The 19112-nt window shown below is 64.8% G+C and carries 14 protein-coding genes; 7 read left to right on the top strand and 7 right to left on the bottom strand.

All coding sequences use genetic code 11. The features are described from left to right. Window positions 1-12 precede the first annotated feature (12 nt). Window positions 13-687 carry a fumarylacetoacetate hydrolase family protein gene (locus ASE82_RS06125; RefSeq protein WP_056061694.1) on the bottom strand — a complete coding sequence of 225 codons (675 nt, stop codon included), beginning with the start codon at window positions 685-687 and terminating at the stop codon, window positions 13-15. Window positions 688-812: 125 nt separating this feature from the next. Here ASE82_RS06125 and ASE82_RS06120 point away from each other — a divergent pair, with 125 nt between their 5' ends. Both ASE82_RS06120 and ASE82_RS06115 read left to right on the top strand, forming a co-directional pair. Further along, window positions 813-1907: a catalase family protein gene (locus ASE82_RS06120; protein ID WP_056060330.1), complete on the top strand. Its 1095-nt coding sequence runs from the start codon at window positions 813-815 to the stop codon at window positions 1905-1907. Further along, window positions 1900-2679, top strand: a complete 780-nt coding sequence (locus ASE82_RS06115) for a metallophosphoesterase family protein (protein ID WP_235524603.1) — start codon at window positions 1900-1902, stop codon at window positions 2677-2679. The genes ASE82_RS06120 and ASE82_RS06115 overlap by 8 nt, the downstream gene beginning before the upstream one ends. Window positions 2680-2823: 144 nt before the next feature. Here the strand turns inward: ASE82_RS06115 and ASE82_RS06110 are convergent, their stop codons facing one another. From ASE82_RS06110 to rpoB, 5 genes are all read right to left on the bottom strand, one after another. After that, complete coding sequence (locus tag ASE82_RS06110) at window positions 2824-3612, bottom strand: hypothetical protein (RefSeq protein ID WP_056060327.1); 789 nt, start codon at window positions 3610-3612, stop codon at window positions 2824-2826. A gap of 92 nt (window positions 3613-3704) precedes the next feature. Beyond that, window positions 3705-4835 carry a glycosyltransferase gene (locus ASE82_RS06105; protein ID WP_056060324.1) on the bottom strand — a complete coding sequence of 377 codons (1131 nt, stop codon included), beginning with the start codon at window positions 4833-4835 and terminating at the stop codon, window positions 3705-3707. After that, window positions 4805-4987, bottom strand: coding sequence for a glycosyltransferase (locus ASE82_RS06100; protein ID WP_156348794.1), 183 nt, complete (start codon window positions 4985-4987; stop codon window positions 4805-4807). The genes ASE82_RS06105 and ASE82_RS06100 overlap by 31 nt, the downstream gene beginning before the upstream one ends. A 557-nt stretch (window positions 4988-5544) precedes the next feature. Beyond that, window positions 5545-9831: a DNA-directed RNA polymerase subunit beta' gene (gene rpoC, locus ASE82_RS06095; RefSeq protein WP_056060318.1), complete on the bottom strand. Its 4287-nt coding sequence runs from the start codon at window positions 9829-9831 to the stop codon at window positions 5545-5547. Window positions 9832-9962: 131 nt separating this feature from the next. Further along, window positions 9963-14117, bottom strand: coding sequence for a DNA-directed RNA polymerase subunit beta (gene rpoB, locus ASE82_RS06090; protein WP_056051380.1), 4155 nt, complete (start codon window positions 14115-14117; stop codon window positions 9963-9965). A 362-nt stretch (window positions 14118-14479) separates the two neighbouring features. On the opposite strand from rpoB, the gene ASE82_RS06085 reads away from it, so the two are divergent. Beyond that, window positions 14480-14962: a hemerythrin domain-containing protein gene (locus ASE82_RS06085; RefSeq protein ID WP_056060315.1), complete on the top strand. Its 483-nt coding sequence runs from the start codon at window positions 14480-14482 to the stop codon at window positions 14960-14962. 205 nt (window positions 14963-15167) lie between these two features. On the opposite strand, the gene ASE82_RS06080 is transcribed toward ASE82_RS06085, so the two are convergent. Next, window positions 15168-15914, bottom strand: a complete 747-nt coding sequence (locus tag ASE82_RS06080) for a M15 family metallopeptidase (protein ID WP_056061688.1) — start codon at window positions 15912-15914, stop codon at window positions 15168-15170. Between the two features lie 48 nt (window positions 15915-15962). On the opposite strand from ASE82_RS06080, the gene ASE82_RS06075 reads away from it, so the two are divergent. The 4 genes from ASE82_RS06075 to ASE82_RS06060 all read left to right on the top strand — a co-directional run bounded on the left by ASE82_RS06075 (window position 15963) and on the right by ASE82_RS06060 (window position 19110). Next, window positions 15963-16679, top strand: a complete 717-nt coding sequence (locus tag ASE82_RS06075) for an RluA family pseudouridine synthase (protein ID WP_056060312.1) — start codon at window positions 15963-15965, stop codon at window positions 16677-16679. 21 nt (window positions 16680-16700) lie between these two features. Next, window positions 16701-17126: an alternative ribosome rescue aminoacyl-tRNA hydrolase ArfB gene (gene arfB / locus ASE82_RS06070; RefSeq protein ID WP_056060309.1), complete on the top strand. Its 426-nt coding sequence runs from the start codon at window positions 16701-16703 to the stop codon at window positions 17124-17126. Window positions 17127-17370: 244 nt separating this feature from the next. Then, the gene (locus tag ASE82_RS06065) at window positions 17371-17865 is read left to right on the top strand and encodes a GAF domain-containing protein (RefSeq protein ID WP_056060304.1); all 495 of its coding nucleotides are present in this window, start codon (window positions 17371-17373) and stop codon (window positions 17863-17865) included. Between the two features lie 126 nt (window positions 17866-17991). Then, the gene (locus tag ASE82_RS06060) at window positions 17992-19110 is read left to right on the top strand and encodes an RcnB family protein (protein WP_082441342.1); all 1119 of its coding nucleotides are present in this window, start codon (window positions 17992-17994) and stop codon (window positions 19108-19110) included. The last annotated feature ends 2 nt before the right edge of the window (window positions 19111-19112 follow it).

Genomic DNA, 19112 nt, shown 5'->3' with positions numbered 1-19112 from the left:
GACGATGGGCGATCATGCGGCGAATGTCACCTCCAGTGTTTCGAACCCGTCGATAGTCGCGCGCACCGTCTGTCCGCGCTGGATCGGGCCGACTCCAGCGGGCGTGCCGGAGAAGATCAGGTCGCCGAGGGCCAGTTCGACGAAGGTCGACAGCGTCGCGATGATCTCGGGCACGCTCCAGATCATCATCGAGAGGTCGCCGGACTGGCGCGTCTCGCCGTCCACCGCGAGCGCGATGCCGCCCTTGGCCGCAGGGATGCCCGCCGTAAGTGCGCCAACGGGGGCGGAGCGATCGAAGCCCTTCGCCATGTCCCACGGGCGCCCGGCCTTCTTCGCCGCCGCCTGGAGATCGCGCCGCGTCAGGTCGATGCCGACGCCTGCGCCGAAGATCGTCGCAGCGGCATCCTCGACCGCGATATCCTTGCCGCCCGCGCCGAGCGCGATCACGAGTTCGACTTCGTGATGCAGGTCTTCTGTCTTGAGCGGGAAGGGCAGCGTGGTGCCGTTTGCGACAACCGCGTCGGCGGGCTTGGAGAAGAAGAACGGCTCTTGGCGATCTGGATCGGAGCCCATTTCGCGCGCGTGATCGGCATAGTTCTGGCCGACGCAGAAGATACGGCGGACGGGGAAGCGGTCGGACGTGCCGGCGATGGCGACGGTCGGCGCGGTGACGTGTGGGATGTGCATGATGGCTCCTTTGCCGTGCTCCTTCGACCGCGCGCGTTCGGTTTGCAACGCACGGGGTTTGCAACGGGAGCGGAACGTCTTTCCGCTCAAGCGGTTACGGCTAGGTACCCAGAGGAGATACCCCCATGCCCAGCAAACAACCCGTCCGTTTCGATCCCTCGGTCGAAACGATCGCGCCCGACGAGCAGGAGACCCTGAAGACGCTGGAGGGGTCCTTCCAGGAGATTCTGGAAACGACGTCGCAGGATTATGGTCATGCGGTACGCTCGGTCCATGCCAAGGCTCACGGCATCGCGCGCGGGACGTTCACCGTAGCCGACAACCTCCCCGCCGAACTCGCCCAGGGCATTTTCACCCGGCCGGGTACGCATGAAGCGGTGATCCGCATCTCTACCAACGCCGGCGACATCCTCGACGACAGCATCAGCCTGCCACGTGGCCTAGCGCTCAAGATCCTAGACGTTGAAGGCGCACGCCTGCCGGGCTCGGAAGGCGACACGACGCAGGACTTCATCATGGTCAACGGCCCGGCCTTCTCGGCGCCCGACGCCAAGGCGTTCTCGAAGAACCTCAAGTTGCTGGCCAAGACGACCGACCGGTTCGAGGGCGTGAAGAAGGCGATGTCCGCTACGTTCCGCGTCGTCGAATCCGCGCTGGAAGCAGTCGGTGGCCAGTCCGCCACGTTGCAGACGCTGGGCGGTGCCAAGCCCGTCCATCCGCTCGGCGAGACCTATTATTCGCAAACGCCCTTTCGTCACGGCGACTATATCGCGAAGGTCGCACTGTTCCCGGTCTCGCCGGGCCTTACCCGGCTCACCGGCGATACCGTCGATATCACCGCGCGCCCGGATGCGTTGCGCGAGGTCGTACGCGACGAGATGATCGAGCATGGCGGCACCTGGGAATTCCGCGTGCAGCTAAACACCGATCTCGAAAAAATGCCGATCGAAGATGCCTCGGTGGTGTGGGACGAGAAAGAGAGTCCGTTCGTGACCGTAGCAACGCTTGAAATTCCACCTCAGCTTTCTTGGGAGCAGGGCGTCACCGATCATACCGACGATGCGCTGTCGTACAGCATTTGGCACGGTATCACTGCCCACCAGCCGCTCGGCGGCGTCAATCGCGCCCGCAACGAAACGTACAAGCAGTCGGCGAACTTCCGTGGCAAGTTCAACGGGTGCCCGATGCACGAGCCGACGAAGCTGTCCGAAATTGCCTGAGGCCCGCACGCTGAAACTGTTCCACGTCAGCGACGTACATTTCGGCGCGGAGGACCCGGCGGCAATCGCCTGGTTCTCCGAGCGTGTCGCCGAGGAGAAGCCGGACGCGGTCATCATGACCGGCGACCTGACGATGCGCGCGACGAAGGATGAGTTCCAGCAGGGCGGCGACTGGCTGCGTTCGCTCGGCGTGCCGGTGACGCTGGAAGTCGGCAATCATGACATCCCCTATTATTGGGACCCGTTCCGCCGGCTGCTCGCGCCGTACCAGCGCTACGCGGCCGTCGAGCAGATGATTGAGAAGCCGTTGGAGCTTCCCGGCGTCACCGTCGTCCCGCTGAAGACGACGGCGCGAGCGCAGTGGAGGTGGAACTGGTCGAAGGGGCGTGTGAGCCCCGGTTCGCTCAAGCGCGCGCTGGCAATGATCGCGGACGTGCCGAAGGGCAATCTGATCTTCATCGGCGCGCATCACCCGCTGATCGAAGGCGGCACCACCGGGACCGCCAAGACGCGCAACGGCGACAAGGCGTTGACGGCACTGGCCGAGGCTGGGGCACATGCGGTGTTGTCGGGGCACGTCCACGATCCGTTCGATGTGCCGGTCGAGCGGGCAGGGCGGATCATCCGCATGATCGGTGCCGGCACGCTGTCGAAGCGTACGAGGGGTAGCCCGCCTGCGTTCAACGAGATCCGTGTCGAAGGTGGGAAGTTTGAGACGTTGGCCAGAACGCTGTCTGACGAAGCGAAGCACTCGATTACGAGTGAAGTCTGACGAGAGTTTCGTTCCTCCCCTGCAAGGGGAGGGTGGCGCGAAGCGATGGAGGGGGAGAAACATGCAACTAACGTTGTCCCTGACCTCCCCCTCCGTCTGGCAAGCGCCAGCCACCTCCCTGGCGGGGGAGAATAAGAAGCTTGCCTAGTCCGGCGCTCTGCCGGAATTGAACTCAATATCGATCTCGACCCAGCCGCCGAGGATCTGCTTCCCGCCGACACGCGGGGGACGGACGCGGAACTGCCACGCAGCCTGGCGCATCGCGCGCGCTAGACCCGATCCTACCGGCGACTCGCTGAGCGCTCGGCAATTCTCGACTTGGTAATTCGCGATCATGCGGCAGGCGATCTTCGCCCAGCTGTTCGGCGGCGGCGGGCTTTTCAGATAGCCGTTGAGTTCGGCATCGGTCGGTCGGCGATACCATTCGACCTTGTACAGCCGCTCGCCACCCGGGCCTTCGCCGGGACCGTAGGCCGAACCGCTGTCCTTGCCCTTGCCCGACCCGCTGCCACCGTCACCGCCGGCAAGCTGGTCGTCGGGATGCGACGGCATCTTCGAGATATCCGCGGCTTCGAACATCTCCATCCCGCCGAGCATCTTGATCGGCAGCGGTGGCGGCGATGTCGGCGGGGCAGGGGGCGCCTGTGCGGACGGGACCCTGGGGGCGGCCCGCTGCGGCGAACCGCCGCTCGCACGCTTTGCCTTGGTCGGTGACGGCGTGCGCTTTTGAGGCGTGGGGGCAGTCTGATCGGGGGCGATCTGGAACGTGACCGGCTCGCGACGCTCCTCGGGCTTCGAGGTAACCGAGGGCGCCAGTCGCAACAGCAGCAGGAGAATAAGGACATGCGCGATGACGGTCAGCAAGAACGCGCCGCTGCGCCGTCGGGTCGAACCGCGCGTCTCGATCGACGAAGGATGGTACGCCGACCGCATCGGCAGTCCGCCTAGCCCCGCCAAGGCGCGACGGCAACGCCCGGCGTCGATGATCTTTTTGTCACCATGATTCCTGAAAACTGTCGACGAAGTCAGCCGCGCTCATCGACGAGCGCCGCGATCGCGTCCGCGGCGGCCTCCGCGCCGTTCTCCCGCGCAACCTGCGCGCCGACCTGAGCGGCCGTCTCGCGCATTTGGTCGGTCAGGATGGCGGTGATCGCGGCACCAGCACGCGCGATCGTGAAGTGTTTCGACGACAGCGTATTGCCGACCCCGATCGATTGAATGTGGTGCCCGTTGTCGTACTGATCGCCCATGTGCGGCACGACGAGTTGCGGTTTGCCAGCGCGCAACGCCTGACCGGTTGAGCCCGCGCCGCCGTGATGGACGATTGCGCAAGCTAGCGGGAACAGCAGCGAGTGCGGCGCATAGCGGCAGACATGGACGTGTTCGCTCGCTGCTGCCAGATCGTCGCTACCGGTCAGCAGTACCGCGCGCAGCCCGAGCGTTCGCGCGGTCAAGGCTGCAGTGGCGTAGAAGTCGCCCGGCGCAAACGTTGCAAAGGATCCCAGCGTGAAGACCAGCGGCGGTGGGCCGGCAGCGAGGAACGCCTCTAGCGCTGGGTCGAGCGTTTCGGGCGCACCGGTATCGCTGTCGAATATCGCAAAGCCGGTGACGCGCGCGATGTCCGGCAGATCGGGCTGACGCGGCGCGATCGCCGGCGAATAGCAGCACAAGGTCAGGTCGGCGCTCGCGGGCGTCTCGAGCAGCAGCGCCTGGCGTGACGGCGGCAGGTCGCGTGTCTTGCGAATCTCATCGACGGGGCGTCCATACCGATGTCGTAGCACGCCGCGCATGACCCGGTACACTGACCGGTTCCAGGCGCGACCGATCGGCCCGGTTGGTGCGTGGGCCATCATCGCGAAGTCGGGCGTGCGGGGTGGCGCATGGGCGGAGAAGGTCGCCATCGGCTGGAGCAGGACGTTGACCAGCGGCACGCCGCGCGTCTCCGCGATGATCGGCGCGGCGAACACGAACAGCGAGGCGACTAGCACGACTGCACCCTCCATCGCGTCGTCGAGCGCCGTTGTGCTGTCGGCTAGCCACGGCATCAGGATTCGGTTTATGAGATAGGTCTGATCCGCCATGATCCGCTTTGCGACCTGGTCGGGCGGCAGGCCCAAGGTCTCCGTCAGCGCGCCGAACCCACCGACGATAGCCACGCCGGTGAGACCTCCCGCTCGACCTTGGCGACGTGGTCAGCCGGTACCGCCAGCACGACCGCGAACCCTCTCGCCTTGAGCGCAAGGCCGATCGCGATGAAGGGATGCAGGTCGCCAAGCGAGCCGATCGTGGCGAGGACGATCTTTCGCATCGGCTCCATGTGGTCCTTCCGGGCCGCTAGTTTCGGCGGTACCCGCTGCAGCCGTACAGCGGGAATGCGACCCATTTATTGCGGCGGAATTGCCGGCGCCGTGGTGCGCGGCATGAAGCCACATGCGCTTGGGGGTAGGGCTGATCAACGGTCAGTTACAGCCGCCAGATCGGCATTTTCCCCCGTTATGCCGGACAAGCTGCGGCATCGACGGTGGCGAAAATCGAAAGACTTGTCTTGTAGAGCGGGGGACGCCGGATCGCGTCGATATCCCTCTTGAGTAGGAGGCGACTTGCAATTTGACGGCGGCACACTCTTGTTCTCCCGCAAAGGCGGGAGCCCAGTCTGGATCCCCGCCTTCGCGGGAAAACAGCCTGTCTGACGGCTGTACCCATCGATCTCGCCTGAGCTGACCGGGTTTAGATTAAGCCCTGAAAAACTCCGAAGGTCTATCAGTCGTCGTATGCGATTCCGCCCCAAAACGAAAAGGCCGCCGCCCGGTGTCCCGGACGGCGGCCTTTCCCCTAGTCAGCGCGGAAGGCGTCTGACGAAACCGATTACTCGGTCTCGTTCAGATACTCGCCGGCATCCGCGTCAGTGCCGGTGCCCGAGGTGACCACCGCTGCGAGCGGATCCTCACCCGTGCCGCCTGCATCGCGCGGCGAGCGCGCGAGTTCGGCAGCGTGCTCGTCGGCAGCCGACATCGGTGCCACGATCGACACCTCTGCCATCTTGCGCTGCTGGACGCGCATCGCGGCGTCGCGGCTGTTGGCCACAACACGCAGGCGGTTGAGGCCTGCACCGGTGCCTGCCGGGATGAGCCGGCCGACGATCACGTTCTCCTTCAGGCCCATCAGCATGTCCTGCTTGCCCTGGACCGCTGCCTCGGTGAGGACGCGGGTGGTCTCCTGGAACGATGCTGCCGAGATGAAGCTGCGGGTCTGCAGCGACGCCTTGGTGATGCCGAGCAGGATCGGCTTGCCCTGTGCGCGGGTCTGCTTCTTCTCGAGCTTCTCGTTGGTCGCGTCCATTTCCTCGCGATCGACCTGCTCGCCCTTCAGCAGCGTGGTGTCGCCGCCGTCGGTGATCTCGACCTTCTGCAGCATCTGACGAACGATCGTCTCGATGTGCTTGTCGTTGATCTTCACGCCCTGGAGACGATAGACCTCCTGGATTTCCGACACGAGATACTCGGCGAGGGGTTCGATGCCCATCGTCTCGAGGATGTCGTGCGGATCGGGCGAGCCGCCAATCAGGTTGTCGCCGCGCTTGACGTAATCGCCTTCCTGGACGTCGATCACCTTCGACTTCGGCACCAGATACTCGACGACGTCGCCGCCATCCTCGGGCTGGATGCCGATCTTGCGCTTCGCCTTGTAGTCCTTGCCGAACACGACGCGGCCCGAGATCTTGGCGATGATCGCCGAGTCCTTGGGGATACGCGCCTCGAACAGCTCGGCAACACGCGGCAGACCACCGGTGATGTCGCGCGTCTTGGCGCTTTCGCGGCTGACGCGGGCAACGACGTCGCCGCCGAACACCTGTGCGCCATCCTCGACCGACAGCGTAGCACCGATCGCCAGCATGTAACGACCGGTCTCGCCCGACGTCTCGTCGAGCAGGGTCATGCGCGGACGCAAATCCTCCTTCGACTTGGTCGCCGCACGATATTCGATCACGACGCGCTGGGCGATGCCCGTGGCTTCGTCGGTCTGCTCGGTGAGCGTCTTGCCCTCGATCAGGTCGACATACTTGATCGTGCCCGGGTTCTCCGTGATCACCGGCATGGTGAACGGATCCCACTCCGCCATCCGATCGCCGCGCGACACGATGTGACCATCGTCGAACAGCACATACGCACCGTAGGGGATTCGATCGACCGAGAGCTCGCGGCCGTCCATGTCGACGATCGCGATTTCACCCGAGCGGCTGAGCACCACGCGACGGCCACGCTGGTCGACGATGATACGCAGATCGCGGAACTGCACCGTACCGTCAGCATGCGCCTCAAGGTTCGACGTTTCGTTGAGCTGCGCCGCACCACCGATGTGGAACGTGCGCATCGTCAGCTGCGTGCCCGGCTCACCGATCGACTGCGCGGCGATCACGCCGACAGCTTCACCGATGTTGACCGGCGTACCGCGGGCGAGATCGCGCCCGTAGCACTTGCCGCAGACGCCGATCTTCGATTCGCAGACCAGCGGGCTACGGATCTTGCACGACTGCGTGCCGAGGCCTTCGATCGTCGTGATCATCGGCTCGTCGAGCAACGTGCCCGACGGGATGACGACCTTGCCGGTCTTCGGATCGACGATGTCCTCCGCGGTCGTACGACCGAGGATGCGCTCGCCGAGGCTTGCGATCGTCGAACCACCCTGAAGAATGGCCTTCATCTCCAGCGCGCGGGTCGTGCCGCAATCCGGTTCGATGATGACGCAATCCTGCGACACGTCGACCAGACGACGCGTCAGGTAGCCCGAGTTCGCCGTCTTCAACGCCGTATCCGCGAGGCCCTTGCGAGCGCCGTGGGTTGAGTTGAAGTACTCGAGGACGGTCAGGCCCTCCTTGAAGTTCGAGATGATCGGCGTCTCGATGATCTCGCCCGACGGCTTGGCCATCAGGCCGCGCATACCGGCAAGCTGCTTGATCTGCGCCTGCGAACCACGAGCACCCGAGTGAGCCATCATGTAGATCGAGTTGATCGGCTTTTCACGGCCGGTCTCCTCGTCGACCTTCACCGCACGGATCTCGTCCATCATGGCGTTCGCGACCTGGTCGCCGCAACGGCTCCAGGCGTCGATCACCTTGTTGTACTTCTCCTGCTGTGTGATCAGACCGTCCTGATACTGCTGCTCGAAGTCCTTCACGAGTGCCTTGGTGTCGTCGACCAGACCAACCTTGGCGTCCGGAATGATCATGTCGTCCTTGCCGAACGAGATGCCGGCCCGGAACGCGTGGCGGAAGCCGAGCGACATGATCGCGTCGGCGAACAGCACGGTCTCCTTCTGGCCGGTGTGACGATAGACCTCGTCGATCACGTCGCCCACGTCCTTCTTGGTGAGGAGGCGGTTGACGGTGTCGAACGGCACCTTGTGGCTGTGCGGCAGGCACTCGCCCAGCAGCATGCGGCCCGGGGTCGTCTCGTACCGCTTGAGGTACTGCTTGCCCTTCTCGTCGGTCTGCGGAACGCGGCTGATGACCTTGGTGTGCAGCGTGACCGCCTGGGCGTTCAGCGCCTGGTGCACTTCGGCCATGTCACCGAGCAGCATCCCCTGGCCCGGCTCGTTCTCCTTCATCATCGACAGATAATAGAGACCGAGAACCATGTCCTGCGACGGAACGATGATCGGCTTGCCGTTGGCAGGCGACAGGATGTTGTTCGTCGACATCATCAACACGCGCGCTTCCAACTGCGCTTCGAGCGACAGCGGGACGTGCACGGCCATCTGATCGCCGTCGAAATCGGCGTTGAACGCGGAGCAGACCAGCGGGTGAAGCTGGATTGCCTTGCCCTCGATCAGAACCGGCTCGAACGCCTGGATGCCCAGACGGTGAAGCGTCGGCGCACGGTTCAGCATGACCGGGTGCTCGCGGATCACCTCGTCCAGGATATCCCAGACTTCCTTGCGCTCTTTCTCGACCCACTTCTTCGCCTGCTTCAGGGTCATCGACAGACCCTTGGCATCGAGACGTGCGTAGATGAACGGCTTGAACAGCTCGAGCGCCATCTTCTTCGGCAGGCCGCACTGGTGCAGCTTCAGCTCAGGCCCGGTCACGATGACCGAACGACCCGAATAGTCGACGCGCTTGCCGAGAAGGTTCTGACGAAAGCGGCCCTGCTTGCCCTTGAGCATGTCGGACAGCGACTTCAGTGGACGCTTGTTGGCGCCCGTGATCGTGCGACCGCGGCGACCATTGTCGAACAGTGCGTCGACAGCCTCCTGGAGCATGCGCTTCTCATTGCGGACGATGATGTCCGGCGCACGAAGCTCCATCAGGCGCTTCAGACGATTGTTGCGGTTGATCACGCGGCGATACAGATCGTTCAGATCCGACGTCGCGAAACGACCACCGTCCAGCGGCACCAGCGGGCGCAGCTCGGGCGGGATGACCGGAACGACCTCGAGGATCATCCATTCGGGGCGGTTGCCCGAATCGATAAAGCTCTCGACGACCTTCAGGCGCTTGATGATCTTCTTGGGCTTCAGCTCGGACTTGGTGACCGCGAGCTCTTCGAGCAGCGCGGTACGCTCACCGACGAGATCGAGCGATTCGAGCATGATGCGGACCGCCTCGGCACCGATACCGGCCGAGAACGCGTCCTCGCCATACTGGTCCTGTGCGTCGAGGAGCTCGTCCTCGGTCATCAGCTGGTACTTCTCGAGCGGGGTCAGGCCCGGCTCGATCACGATGTACGCCTCGAAATACAGCACGCGCTCGAGCTGCTTCAGCTGCATGTCGAGCAGCAGGCCGATGCGCGATGGCAGCGACTTCAGGAACCAGATGTGCGCGACCGGGGCGGCGAGCTCGATATGGCCCATCCGCTCGCGGCGGACCTTCGAGACGGTAACCTCGACGCCGCACTTCTCGCAGACGATGCCCTTGTACTTCATGCGCTTGTACTTGCCGCACAGGCACTCGTAATCCTTGATCGGACCGAAGATGCGCGCGCAGAACAGGCCGTCACGCTCGGGCTTGAACGTGCGATAGTTGATGGTCTCGGGCTTCTTGATCTCGCCGAACGACCACGAACGGATCTTGTCCGGGGACGCGATGCCGATCTGGATCTGGTCGAACGTCTCGGTCTTGGCGACCGGATTGGCGAAGGGGGTCATCTCGTTCATTTTATTCTCCATTCCCCTCCCGCATGGCGGGAGGGGCTAGGGGAGGGGATGTCGTAGCCTCTCGGGGTGGTGCCTGCGGGGACAGGCCCTCCCCCGACCCCTCCCGCAAGCGGGAGGGGAGGAGTTGAGGCTTACTCCGCCGCGATCTGGATGCCGTCGCTGTCGAAGCCGGGCTCCGACTGCTTCAGGTCCACATTCAGGCCGAGCGAGCGCATTTCCTTGACGAGAACGTTGAAGCTCTCCGGGATGCCGGCCTCGAACGTGTCGTCGCCCTTGACGATCGCCTCGTAGACCTTGGTGCGTCCGACCACGTCATCGGACTTCACCGTCAGCATTTCCTGCAAGGTGTACGCCGCGCCGTAGGCCTGGAGTGCCCAGACCTCCATCTCGCCGAAGCGCTGCCCACCGAACTGCGCCTTACCACCCAGCGGCTGCTGCGTGACCAGCGAGTACGGCCCAATCGACCGTGCGTGGATCTTGTCGTCGACCAGATGGTGGAGCTTCAGCATGTAGATGTAGCCCACCGTCACCTTGCGATCGAACTGATCGCCGGTGCGGCCGTCGAACAGGTCCGACTGACCCGACGTGTCGAGGCCCGCCAGCGCCAGCATCGCCGACACATCGGCTTCGCGGGCACCATCGAACACCGGCGTCGCCATCGGCACGCCGCCCTTCAGGTTCTTGGCCAGCTCGACGATCTCGTCACCCGTGCGGGCGTCGATCTCGGCGTGATACTGCTCGCCGTACACCGTCTTGAGGCGATCGCGGACCGCCTCGGGCATCGCACCCGGCTTGGCGTCCGGATTCTCTTCGCGCCACGTCTCGAGAGCCGCGGTGATCGACTGACCCAGGCCGCGTGCGGCCCAGCCCAGATGCGTCTCGAAGATCTGCCCGACGTTCATGCGCGACGGCACGCCCAGCGGGTTGAGGACGATGTCGACCGGCGTACCGTCGGCGAGGAACGGCATGTCCTCCGCCGGCAGGATGCGGCTGATGACGCCCTTGTTGCCGTGACGGCCGGCCATCTTGTCGCCCGGCTGCAGCTTGCGCTTCACTGCGACGAACACCTTGACCATCTTCAGCACGCCCGGCGACAGCTCGTCACCACGCTCCAGCTTCTCGCGACGATCGTGGAATTTGTCCGTGATCAGCTTGGCGGCATCGTCATACTGGATCTTGACCGCTTCCAGATCGCTCTGGACCTTGTCGTCGGCGACCGCGAACTTCCACCATTCGTGGCGGTCGACGCTGTCGAGCAGATCCATGTCGATCACGACGCCCTTCTTGACGCCCTTCGGCGCCGAGGTGGCGGTCTGATCGAGCAGCATCTCGCGAAGACGCGACCAGGTCGCACGGTTCAGGATCGAACGCTCGTCGTCCGAATCCTTCTTCAGGCGCTCGATCTCCTCGCGCTCGATCGCCATCGCGCGCTCGTCCTTGTCGATGCCGTGACGGTTGAAGACGCGAACGTCGACGACCGTACCCGACACGCCCGGCGGCAGGCGAAGCGACGTATCGCGCACGTCGCTGGCCTTCTCGCCGAAGATCGCACGGAGAAGCTTCTCCTCCGGCGTCATCGGCGACTCGCCCTTCGGCGTGATCTTGCCAGCGAGAATATCGCCCGGCTCGACCTCTGCACCGATGTAGACGATGCCCGCCTCGTCGAGGTTGCGAAGCGCTTCCTCGCCGACGTTCGGGATGTCGCGCGTGATGTCCTCAGGCCCGAGCTTCGTATCGCGAGCCATCACCTCGAACTCGTCGATATGGATCGACGTGAACACGTCGTCCTTCACGATCCGCTCGGAGATCAGGATCGAATCCTCGTAGTTGTAGCCGTTCCACGGCATGAACGCGACGAGGCTGTTGCGACCCAGCGCCAGCTCGCCGAACTCGGTCGACGGGCCGTCGGCGAGCACGTCGCCGGCACGAACCGCATCGCCCACTTTCACCAGCGGACGCTGGTTGATGCAGGTCGACTGGTTCGAACGCTGGAACTTCATCAGCGTGTAGATGTCGACGCCCGACTTGCCGGCATCGATCTCGCCGGTCGCGCGGATCACGATACGCGCCGCGTCGACCTGGTCGACGATGCCCGCACGCTTGGCCGAGATCGCGGCGCCAGAGTCCCGCGCAACCGTCTCTTCCATGCCGGTGCCGACGAACGGCGCCTCGGCCTGGACGAGCGGCACGGCCTGACGCTGCATGTTCGAGCCCATCAGCGCGCGGTTGGCGTCATCGTTTTCCAGGAACGGAATGAGCGATGCGGCGACCGAGACGAGCTGCTTGGGGCTGACGTCCATCAGCGTGATGTTGTCCGGCAGCGCCATCAGGAATTCGCCAGCCTGACGCGACGACACCAGCTCCTCGACGAAGCCGTTCGACGAATCGAGCTCGGCGTTGGCCTGCGCGATCGTGTGCTTGGCCTCTTCCATCGCCGACAGGTAGACGACGTCGTCGGTGACCTTGTGGTCGACGACCTTGCGGTATGGCGTCTCGATGAAGCCATACTTGTTCACCCGCGAGAAGCTGGCGAGCGAGTTGATCAGACCGATGTTCGGGCCTTCCGGCGTCTCGATCGGGCAGATGCGGCCGTAATGCGTCGGATGAACGTCGCGGACTTCGAAGCCGGCGCGCTCACGCGTCAGACCACCTGGTCCAAGTGCCGACACGCGACGCTTGTGGGTGACTTCCGACAGCGGGTTGGTCTGATCCATGAACTGCGACAGCTGCGACGAGCCGAAGAATTCGCGGACCGCGGCAACCGCAGGCTTCGCGTTGATCAGGTCGTTCGGCATGACGGTCGAGACGTCGACCGACGACATGCGCTCCTTCACGGCACGCTCCATGCGGAGCAGGCCGACGCGGTACTGGTTCTCGAGCAGCTCGCCGACCGAACGGACACGACGGTTACCGAGGTTGTCGATATCGTCGATTTCGCCCTTGCCGTCCTTGAGGTTGACGAGCGTCTTGATGACCTCGAGGATGTCCTCGGTGCGCAGCGTCGTCACGGTGTCCTCGACGTCGAGGTCGAGACGCATGTTGAGCTTCACGCGGCCGACGGCCGACAGGTCGTACCGATCCGGATCGAAGAACAGACCCGAGAACAATGCCTCGGCCGTCTCCAGCGTCGGCGGCTCGCCGGGGCGCATCACGCGGTAGATGTCGGACAGCGCCTGCTCGCGCTCCTCGGCCTTGTCGACCTTGAGCGTGTTGCGGATCCAGGGGCCGGTCGCGACGTGATCGATGTCGAGCAGGTCGAGACGCTCGATGCCTGCCTGGTCGAGCAGTTCGAGGTTCTCGGCGGTCACTTCGTCACCGGCTTCGATGTAGATGCGGCCGGTCGACTCGTCGATCAGATCGTACGCCGAATAGCGGCCGAAGATTTCCTCGGTCGGGATCAGCAGGTCGGTCAGGCCGTCCTTGAACGCCTTGTTCGCAGCGCGCGGGCTGATCTTCTGGCCGTTCGGGAACACCACTTCGCCGGTCTTCGCATCGACGATGTCGAACATCGGCTTCTGGCCACGCCAGTTCTCGACCTGGAACGGAACGATCCAGCCACCCTGGCCGCGGACGAACGTCACGCGGTTGTAGAAATAGTTGAGGATCTCTTCCGACGTCATGCCGAGCGCGTACAGCAACGCCGTGACGGGCAGCTTGCGCTTGCGATCGATGCGGACGTTGACGATGTCCTTCGCGTCGAACTCGAAATCGAGCCACGAACCGCGATACGGGATCACGCGCGCCGCGAACAGATACTTGCCCGATGCGTGCGTCTTGCCGCGATCGTGATCGAACAGGACGCCCGGCGAACGGTGCATCTGGCTGACGATGACGCGCTCGGTGCCGTTGATGAAGAACGTGCCGTTCTCGGTCATGAGCGGCATGTCGCCCATGTACACGTCCTGCTCCTTGATATCGATGACCGACTTGGCCTCGGTATCGGGATCGACCTCGAACGCGGTCAGACGCAGCGTGACGCGCATCGGCGCGGCGTAGGTGATCCCACGCTGGCGGCATTCCTCGACGTCGAACTTCGGCGGCTCAAGGACGTAATCGTCGAAATCGAGATAGGCGGTGCCGGCAAAATCCTGGATCGGGAACACGCTGCGCAGCGTCTTCTCGAGACCCGAGACGTGGCCGATCGACTTGTCGGAGCGCAGGAACTGCTCGTAGCTCTCGCGCTGGACTTCGATCAGGTTCGGCATCTGCACGACTTCGTGGATGTTGCCGAAAACCTTGCGGATACGGCGCTTTGCAGTGCCGTGTTCGATCGCCTTGGATGCCATAGGTTTATTTTGCCTCGTCAGCCGAAAATTCGTGCTCGGGAACCCCCGAGCGGGACGCACGTTCACGCAAAAAGGCCGCGCGCATCAGGTGCGGCGGCTCTCAGCGTATGAAACCTCGGTATCCAATACGATCGACACGCTGCGCGACGGCATGTCATTTCCCGGATGCTGTGGTGAGATGCGGATATAGGCGCGGCACCGCGTGATGTCAAAGGGCCGGCGTCAAACGGTCGTTTCGACACGATCCGACTGCCGGAAATACTATAGCTACTAGACGCTGGCCGACGCTATCTGCATCCCTGACACGATGTAACGCGTATTTCCAGTATCACCAAGTGGCCTTCGCAGGGAGTAGCGGCGTCATGAACGACAGGACCATAGTGCAGACGGTATCCGACCAGGACCGCGCGAACTGGACGCGACTGATCGACGATCACGAAAAGATCGCTGGCCAATGCGCTGAACTCGTCACCCTGTCACGACAGCCCAGGACGCAAAGCGCGATCGCCTCGCGCAAGCTGATCGAACTTGCCGTTACAGTTGCCGACCACCTCGGCGTCGAGGACGAGGTCATCGATCGCACCGTCGTGGCGATGGAGGCGCATTGCTCGGCCGATACGATCGCGATGATGGAAGAGGACCTCGACATCCTCCGGTCGGACTGGAAGGCGTTCATCGGCCGCTGGCTGCCGACGATCTCGCCGAAGGACTGGGCCGCGTTCGGGGTGCAGGCGGAGTCGATGCTCGATCGCCTGTCGCATCAAGTGAAGCTGGAGACGGAACTGCTGTACGACCACGCGTTGCGCGACGGCGTCGTGCGCCCGGGTGGGCTCGTGCTGCATTAAGTGGTGGCGGGGCAGCCAGTCGGATCGTTGCTCCAACCGCACCCCCGAAAAAGCTACCACCCCGGCGAAGGCCGGGGCCCAATTGGTAAGGTGGTAGTAACGAAGCACCGCGCTACGTCATTGCCGTCCCCCAATTGGGCCCCGGCCTTCGCCGGGGTGGTGCCGTCGCGGGCAATGTGCGTCGCTAGCGAAACGTTGACATCGCCTACCGCCGCTTCTTCTTCGAAGGCACAACCACAACCGGCGCCACCGGCACCGGCGGCTGAACCGTAACCTTCACCACCAGCGGCAACACCCCCGGATCCGCCGGATACTCCCGCCGAGCCCGCGCAAACACGAACCTCGCCTTCGCAGCCCCGGGCGCACTCTCGCTCACCCCGACCCAGCGCCAATGCCACGGCTCCCACTTCACATGCTGCTTGTTGCCGCCTGGAAAACTCTGCTCGAACCCGAACCGCGACGCGTTCAGCCGCAGCCAGCGCGCGGCGGGCGTCGCGGCCATGCACGCCTCCGCATCGGGACACCCGTTCGCAGGCCGGACCGCGAAGTCCAGCGCATAGCCGGTCGAATGCTCGCTATACCCCGGCGGCGCGACCGAGATCGCGCGATCGGCCGGGCTGCTAGTCTCGCCGCGACAGAACACGCTGCGTTGGCGCGCGATCGACCGCTGGCACGACAGCGCACGAAGCTGACCCATCACCGAAGGATCACCCTGCGCCGCCGCGAACAGCCGCAACAGGTCGGGCAATATGTCGGCGCGCACCACGCACGGATTGCCCACCGAATATTCGGACGGCAGCGTGACCAGCTCGCTCTCGGGCGCGTCGCCATACGGCAAATGCCCGAACGCACGACCGTCCGGCGCGATCGCCGCGCTCTGTCCCTCGCACAATTGTGCTTCCGCGATCGTGGGGGCGAACAGGAGCGCGAGGGCCAGTGTGCGGTGCAACATCGACGCGGGCTCTGGCACGCAGGCGCTAATGATGGCAAGGGCGGCGGCATGCATGGTGAACGCGTACTCTTCCTCGACGGCGAGGCCCTGGTGATCGACAAGCCCGCAGGGCTGCCGGTCGATCCGCCCCGCGATGGCTCGCTGAGCCTCGAAAATCATCTCGAAAGCTTGAAGTTCGGCTTCCAGCGCTGGCCAAAGGCGGTCCACCGGCTCGACCGCGACACGAGCGGCTGCCTGCTGCTGTCGCGCAACCCCAAGGCGCACGCCCGGTTGCAGCAGGCGTTCGAGCAGGGTCTCGTCTCGAAGCGCTACGTCGCGCTGCTCGACGGTGTGGTCGAAGGCACGTCCGGCCTAATCGAGATGGCGCTCGGCAAGGTCAGCACCGCCGAGACTGGCTGGCGGATGGTCGAGGATCCCGATGGCAAGAAGTCGCGTACCAACTGGCGTGTGCTCGAGATCAAGGACGGCCGTTCGCTGGTCGAGTTCCTGCCCGAGACCGGCCGCACGCACCAGATCCGCGTCCACGCCGCGAGCGGCCTCGGTGCGCCGGTGGTCGGCGACGGCGTCTACGGCAAGGCGGACGGGCTCGGCATGATGCTCCACGCGCAACGCCTGATCGTGCCGCGCCCGGGCAAGCCCGACGTGCTCGCCGAAGCGCCGCTGCCCGAGCGGTTCGCCAAGGCTGGTTTCGCCGACGAGGCTGCTTCGGTTACCAATCCCGCACCGGTTGCCGAAGTTACGACGCTCGACTCTACCGACGACTGAGCGGACTGAGGGCAGGGGCTGATGGTCGCGATCCCGATCACCCGATCGATCTCGATCGACGACAGCGAGCTGATCGAGAGCACGACGCGCTCGGGCGGTCCCGGCGGTCAGCACGTCAACACCACCGACAGCGCGGTGATCCTGCGCTTCGACGTCGGCCTCTCGCCGGGCCTGCCGCTGGCGGTGAAGAACCGCATCGCGGTGCTGGCCGGTTCGCGCCTCACGCGCGACGGCGTTCTGGTGCTGCGCAGCGAAGGCTCACGGTCGCAACTGCTCAACCGCCAGGAGGTCCGCGAACGGCTGGTGGCGCTGATCAGGGAAGCAACGATCGTCCCCAAGGCACGTCGCGCGACCAAGCCGTCCAAGGCGGCCAAGGCGCGGCGGGTCGATACGAAGAAGGTGCGCAGCGGGGTGAAGGCGGGGCGGGGCAAGGTCCGCGACGACTGAGCGGGCCATGCCTATGAGCGTCTCGGTAACCTCGCAATCCTCCCCCGCCAGGGGGAGGTGGCTGGCGCTAGCCAGACGGAGGGGGAGGCATGCGATGTCGGGTGTTCCGTGTCCGCCCCCTCCGTCGCCGGCGGCGCCACCCCCCCTGGCGGGGAGGATCGCCACATTGCCGCTGCGTCACCCCAGCTTTTGCTGGGTGACGGATTTGGGGGAGCGTTAGCTGCCTCTCAATCAAGGAAGACAGATGTACCAGTTCGATATCGCCGCCGGCACCAAGGCCGATCTCTACCGCGACCTCCTCGCCGCGCTCGACGCGCTGACCGCAGACGAGACCGATCCGATCGCCAACATGGCCAACGCCGCCGCGCTCATTTGGGAATATCTCCCCGACCTCAACTGGGCGGGGTTCTACCGCCTCCTACCCGATGCGCAGGGGGGCGAACTCGTACTCGGCCCGTTCCAGGGCAAGGTCGCCTGCATCCGCATTCCGGTCGGCAAGGGCGTCTGCGGTGCCGTCGCCGCGACGCTGAAGACGCAGTTGGTCGAGGACGTCCATGCTTTCCCTGGGCACATAGCCTGCGACGCGGCAAGTCGGTCGGAACTGGTGGTACCAGTGACCCGCAACGGCACACTGATCGCGGTGCTTGATCTCGATAGTCCGGAGCCTGCGCGGTTCGATGCCGAGGATGCGGCAGGGTGCGAGGCGCTGGCGGCATTGCTCGCCGAGCGGCTGACCTAAGACCGGTCCGACGCGCCCCGTTTCGGGACAGCACGTCGTCTGGCGACTCCCCCGCACACTTGGTAAGCAACGCGTTAAGATATCCGGCGTTTGCGCTGGATCGGGTGGCAAACCAGGGAGACGGACATGCGGAGGCTTTTGATCGCGAGCGCGGGGCTGGTGTTGGCAGGCGGTGTCGCGGACGCGCAACGTCCCGGCGCAAGCTATCCTGCGCCCGGTACCGCGATGCAGGTCCCGATGGCACGCCCAGCGCGTCCCGGTCCGATCGCCGCGCAGATGCCCGTCGTGCAGGCGCCGACACGACCGATCGCTGCGCCGCGATCCTCGCGCTGGGGCAGCAAGATCGGCGGGCGCTGGTGGGCAGGTGCCAACGCCCCCGGTGGCTGGGCCGGCTATCGCCGCCCGCATCGCGGCTGGGTCGTGCCCGCCTATTGGAACGCTCCGCGCTTCTACGTCGGCGACTGGTCGAACTACGGCCTCGCACAGCCGCCCCAGGGCTATAACTGGGTCCGCTACTACGACGACGCGGTGCTGATCGATGCGCGTGGGTCGGCCTACGATACGACGAGCGACATCGACTGGGATCTGGCCGGCGGTGGCGGCTATGTCGCAGCCGATCCACGCGCCTATGCGCGCAACGACAATGTCTATGCGAGCCCGAGCGACCGCGGCTACGTCCAGCCCTACGCAAATCGCCCGGCGCCGCGCCGTGATACCGGTCTGGGTGGCGCCGCGATTGGCGCAGTCGCGGGCGGCGTCGCCGGCAACGTCATCGGTGGTCGTGGCAATCGACTCGGCGGGACGTTGATCGGTGCAGGAGTCGGTGCTGCGGCCGGCTATGCAATCGACAAGGCCGAGGATCGCGGTCGCCGGGCACCGCCGCCGCCGGTTCGGGGTTATGGCGCCGGCTATGCACCGCCGCCTGCCTATGCAGCGGATGCGGTCGATTATGCCCCTGATTATGCCCCCGGTTATGCAGCGCCGTCCTATGCGGCCGACTACCCGCCACCACAGCCGTCCTATGATGCCGGATACCCGCAACCCGGTCGTTATACCGTGGCACCGGGCGGTACCTGGACATCGCCCGACGGCGTTACGACGGTAACGACGACCAGTGGCCAAGCGTATCCCGCCGGTTCGACGACCGTGATCGTGCAATCCGTGCCGGTGACCACGACGACCACCACGACCGAATATTACGACACCGTGTCCCGTCCGCGCAGAACGGTGCGCCGGCGGCGCTGACC

Source organism: Sphingomonas sp. Leaf230, assembly GCF_001421745.1.
GTDB lineage: Bacteria > Pseudomonadota > Alphaproteobacteria > Sphingomonadales > Sphingomonadaceae > Sphingomonas.
This window is presented reverse-complemented; position numbering and strand designations above follow the sequence as displayed.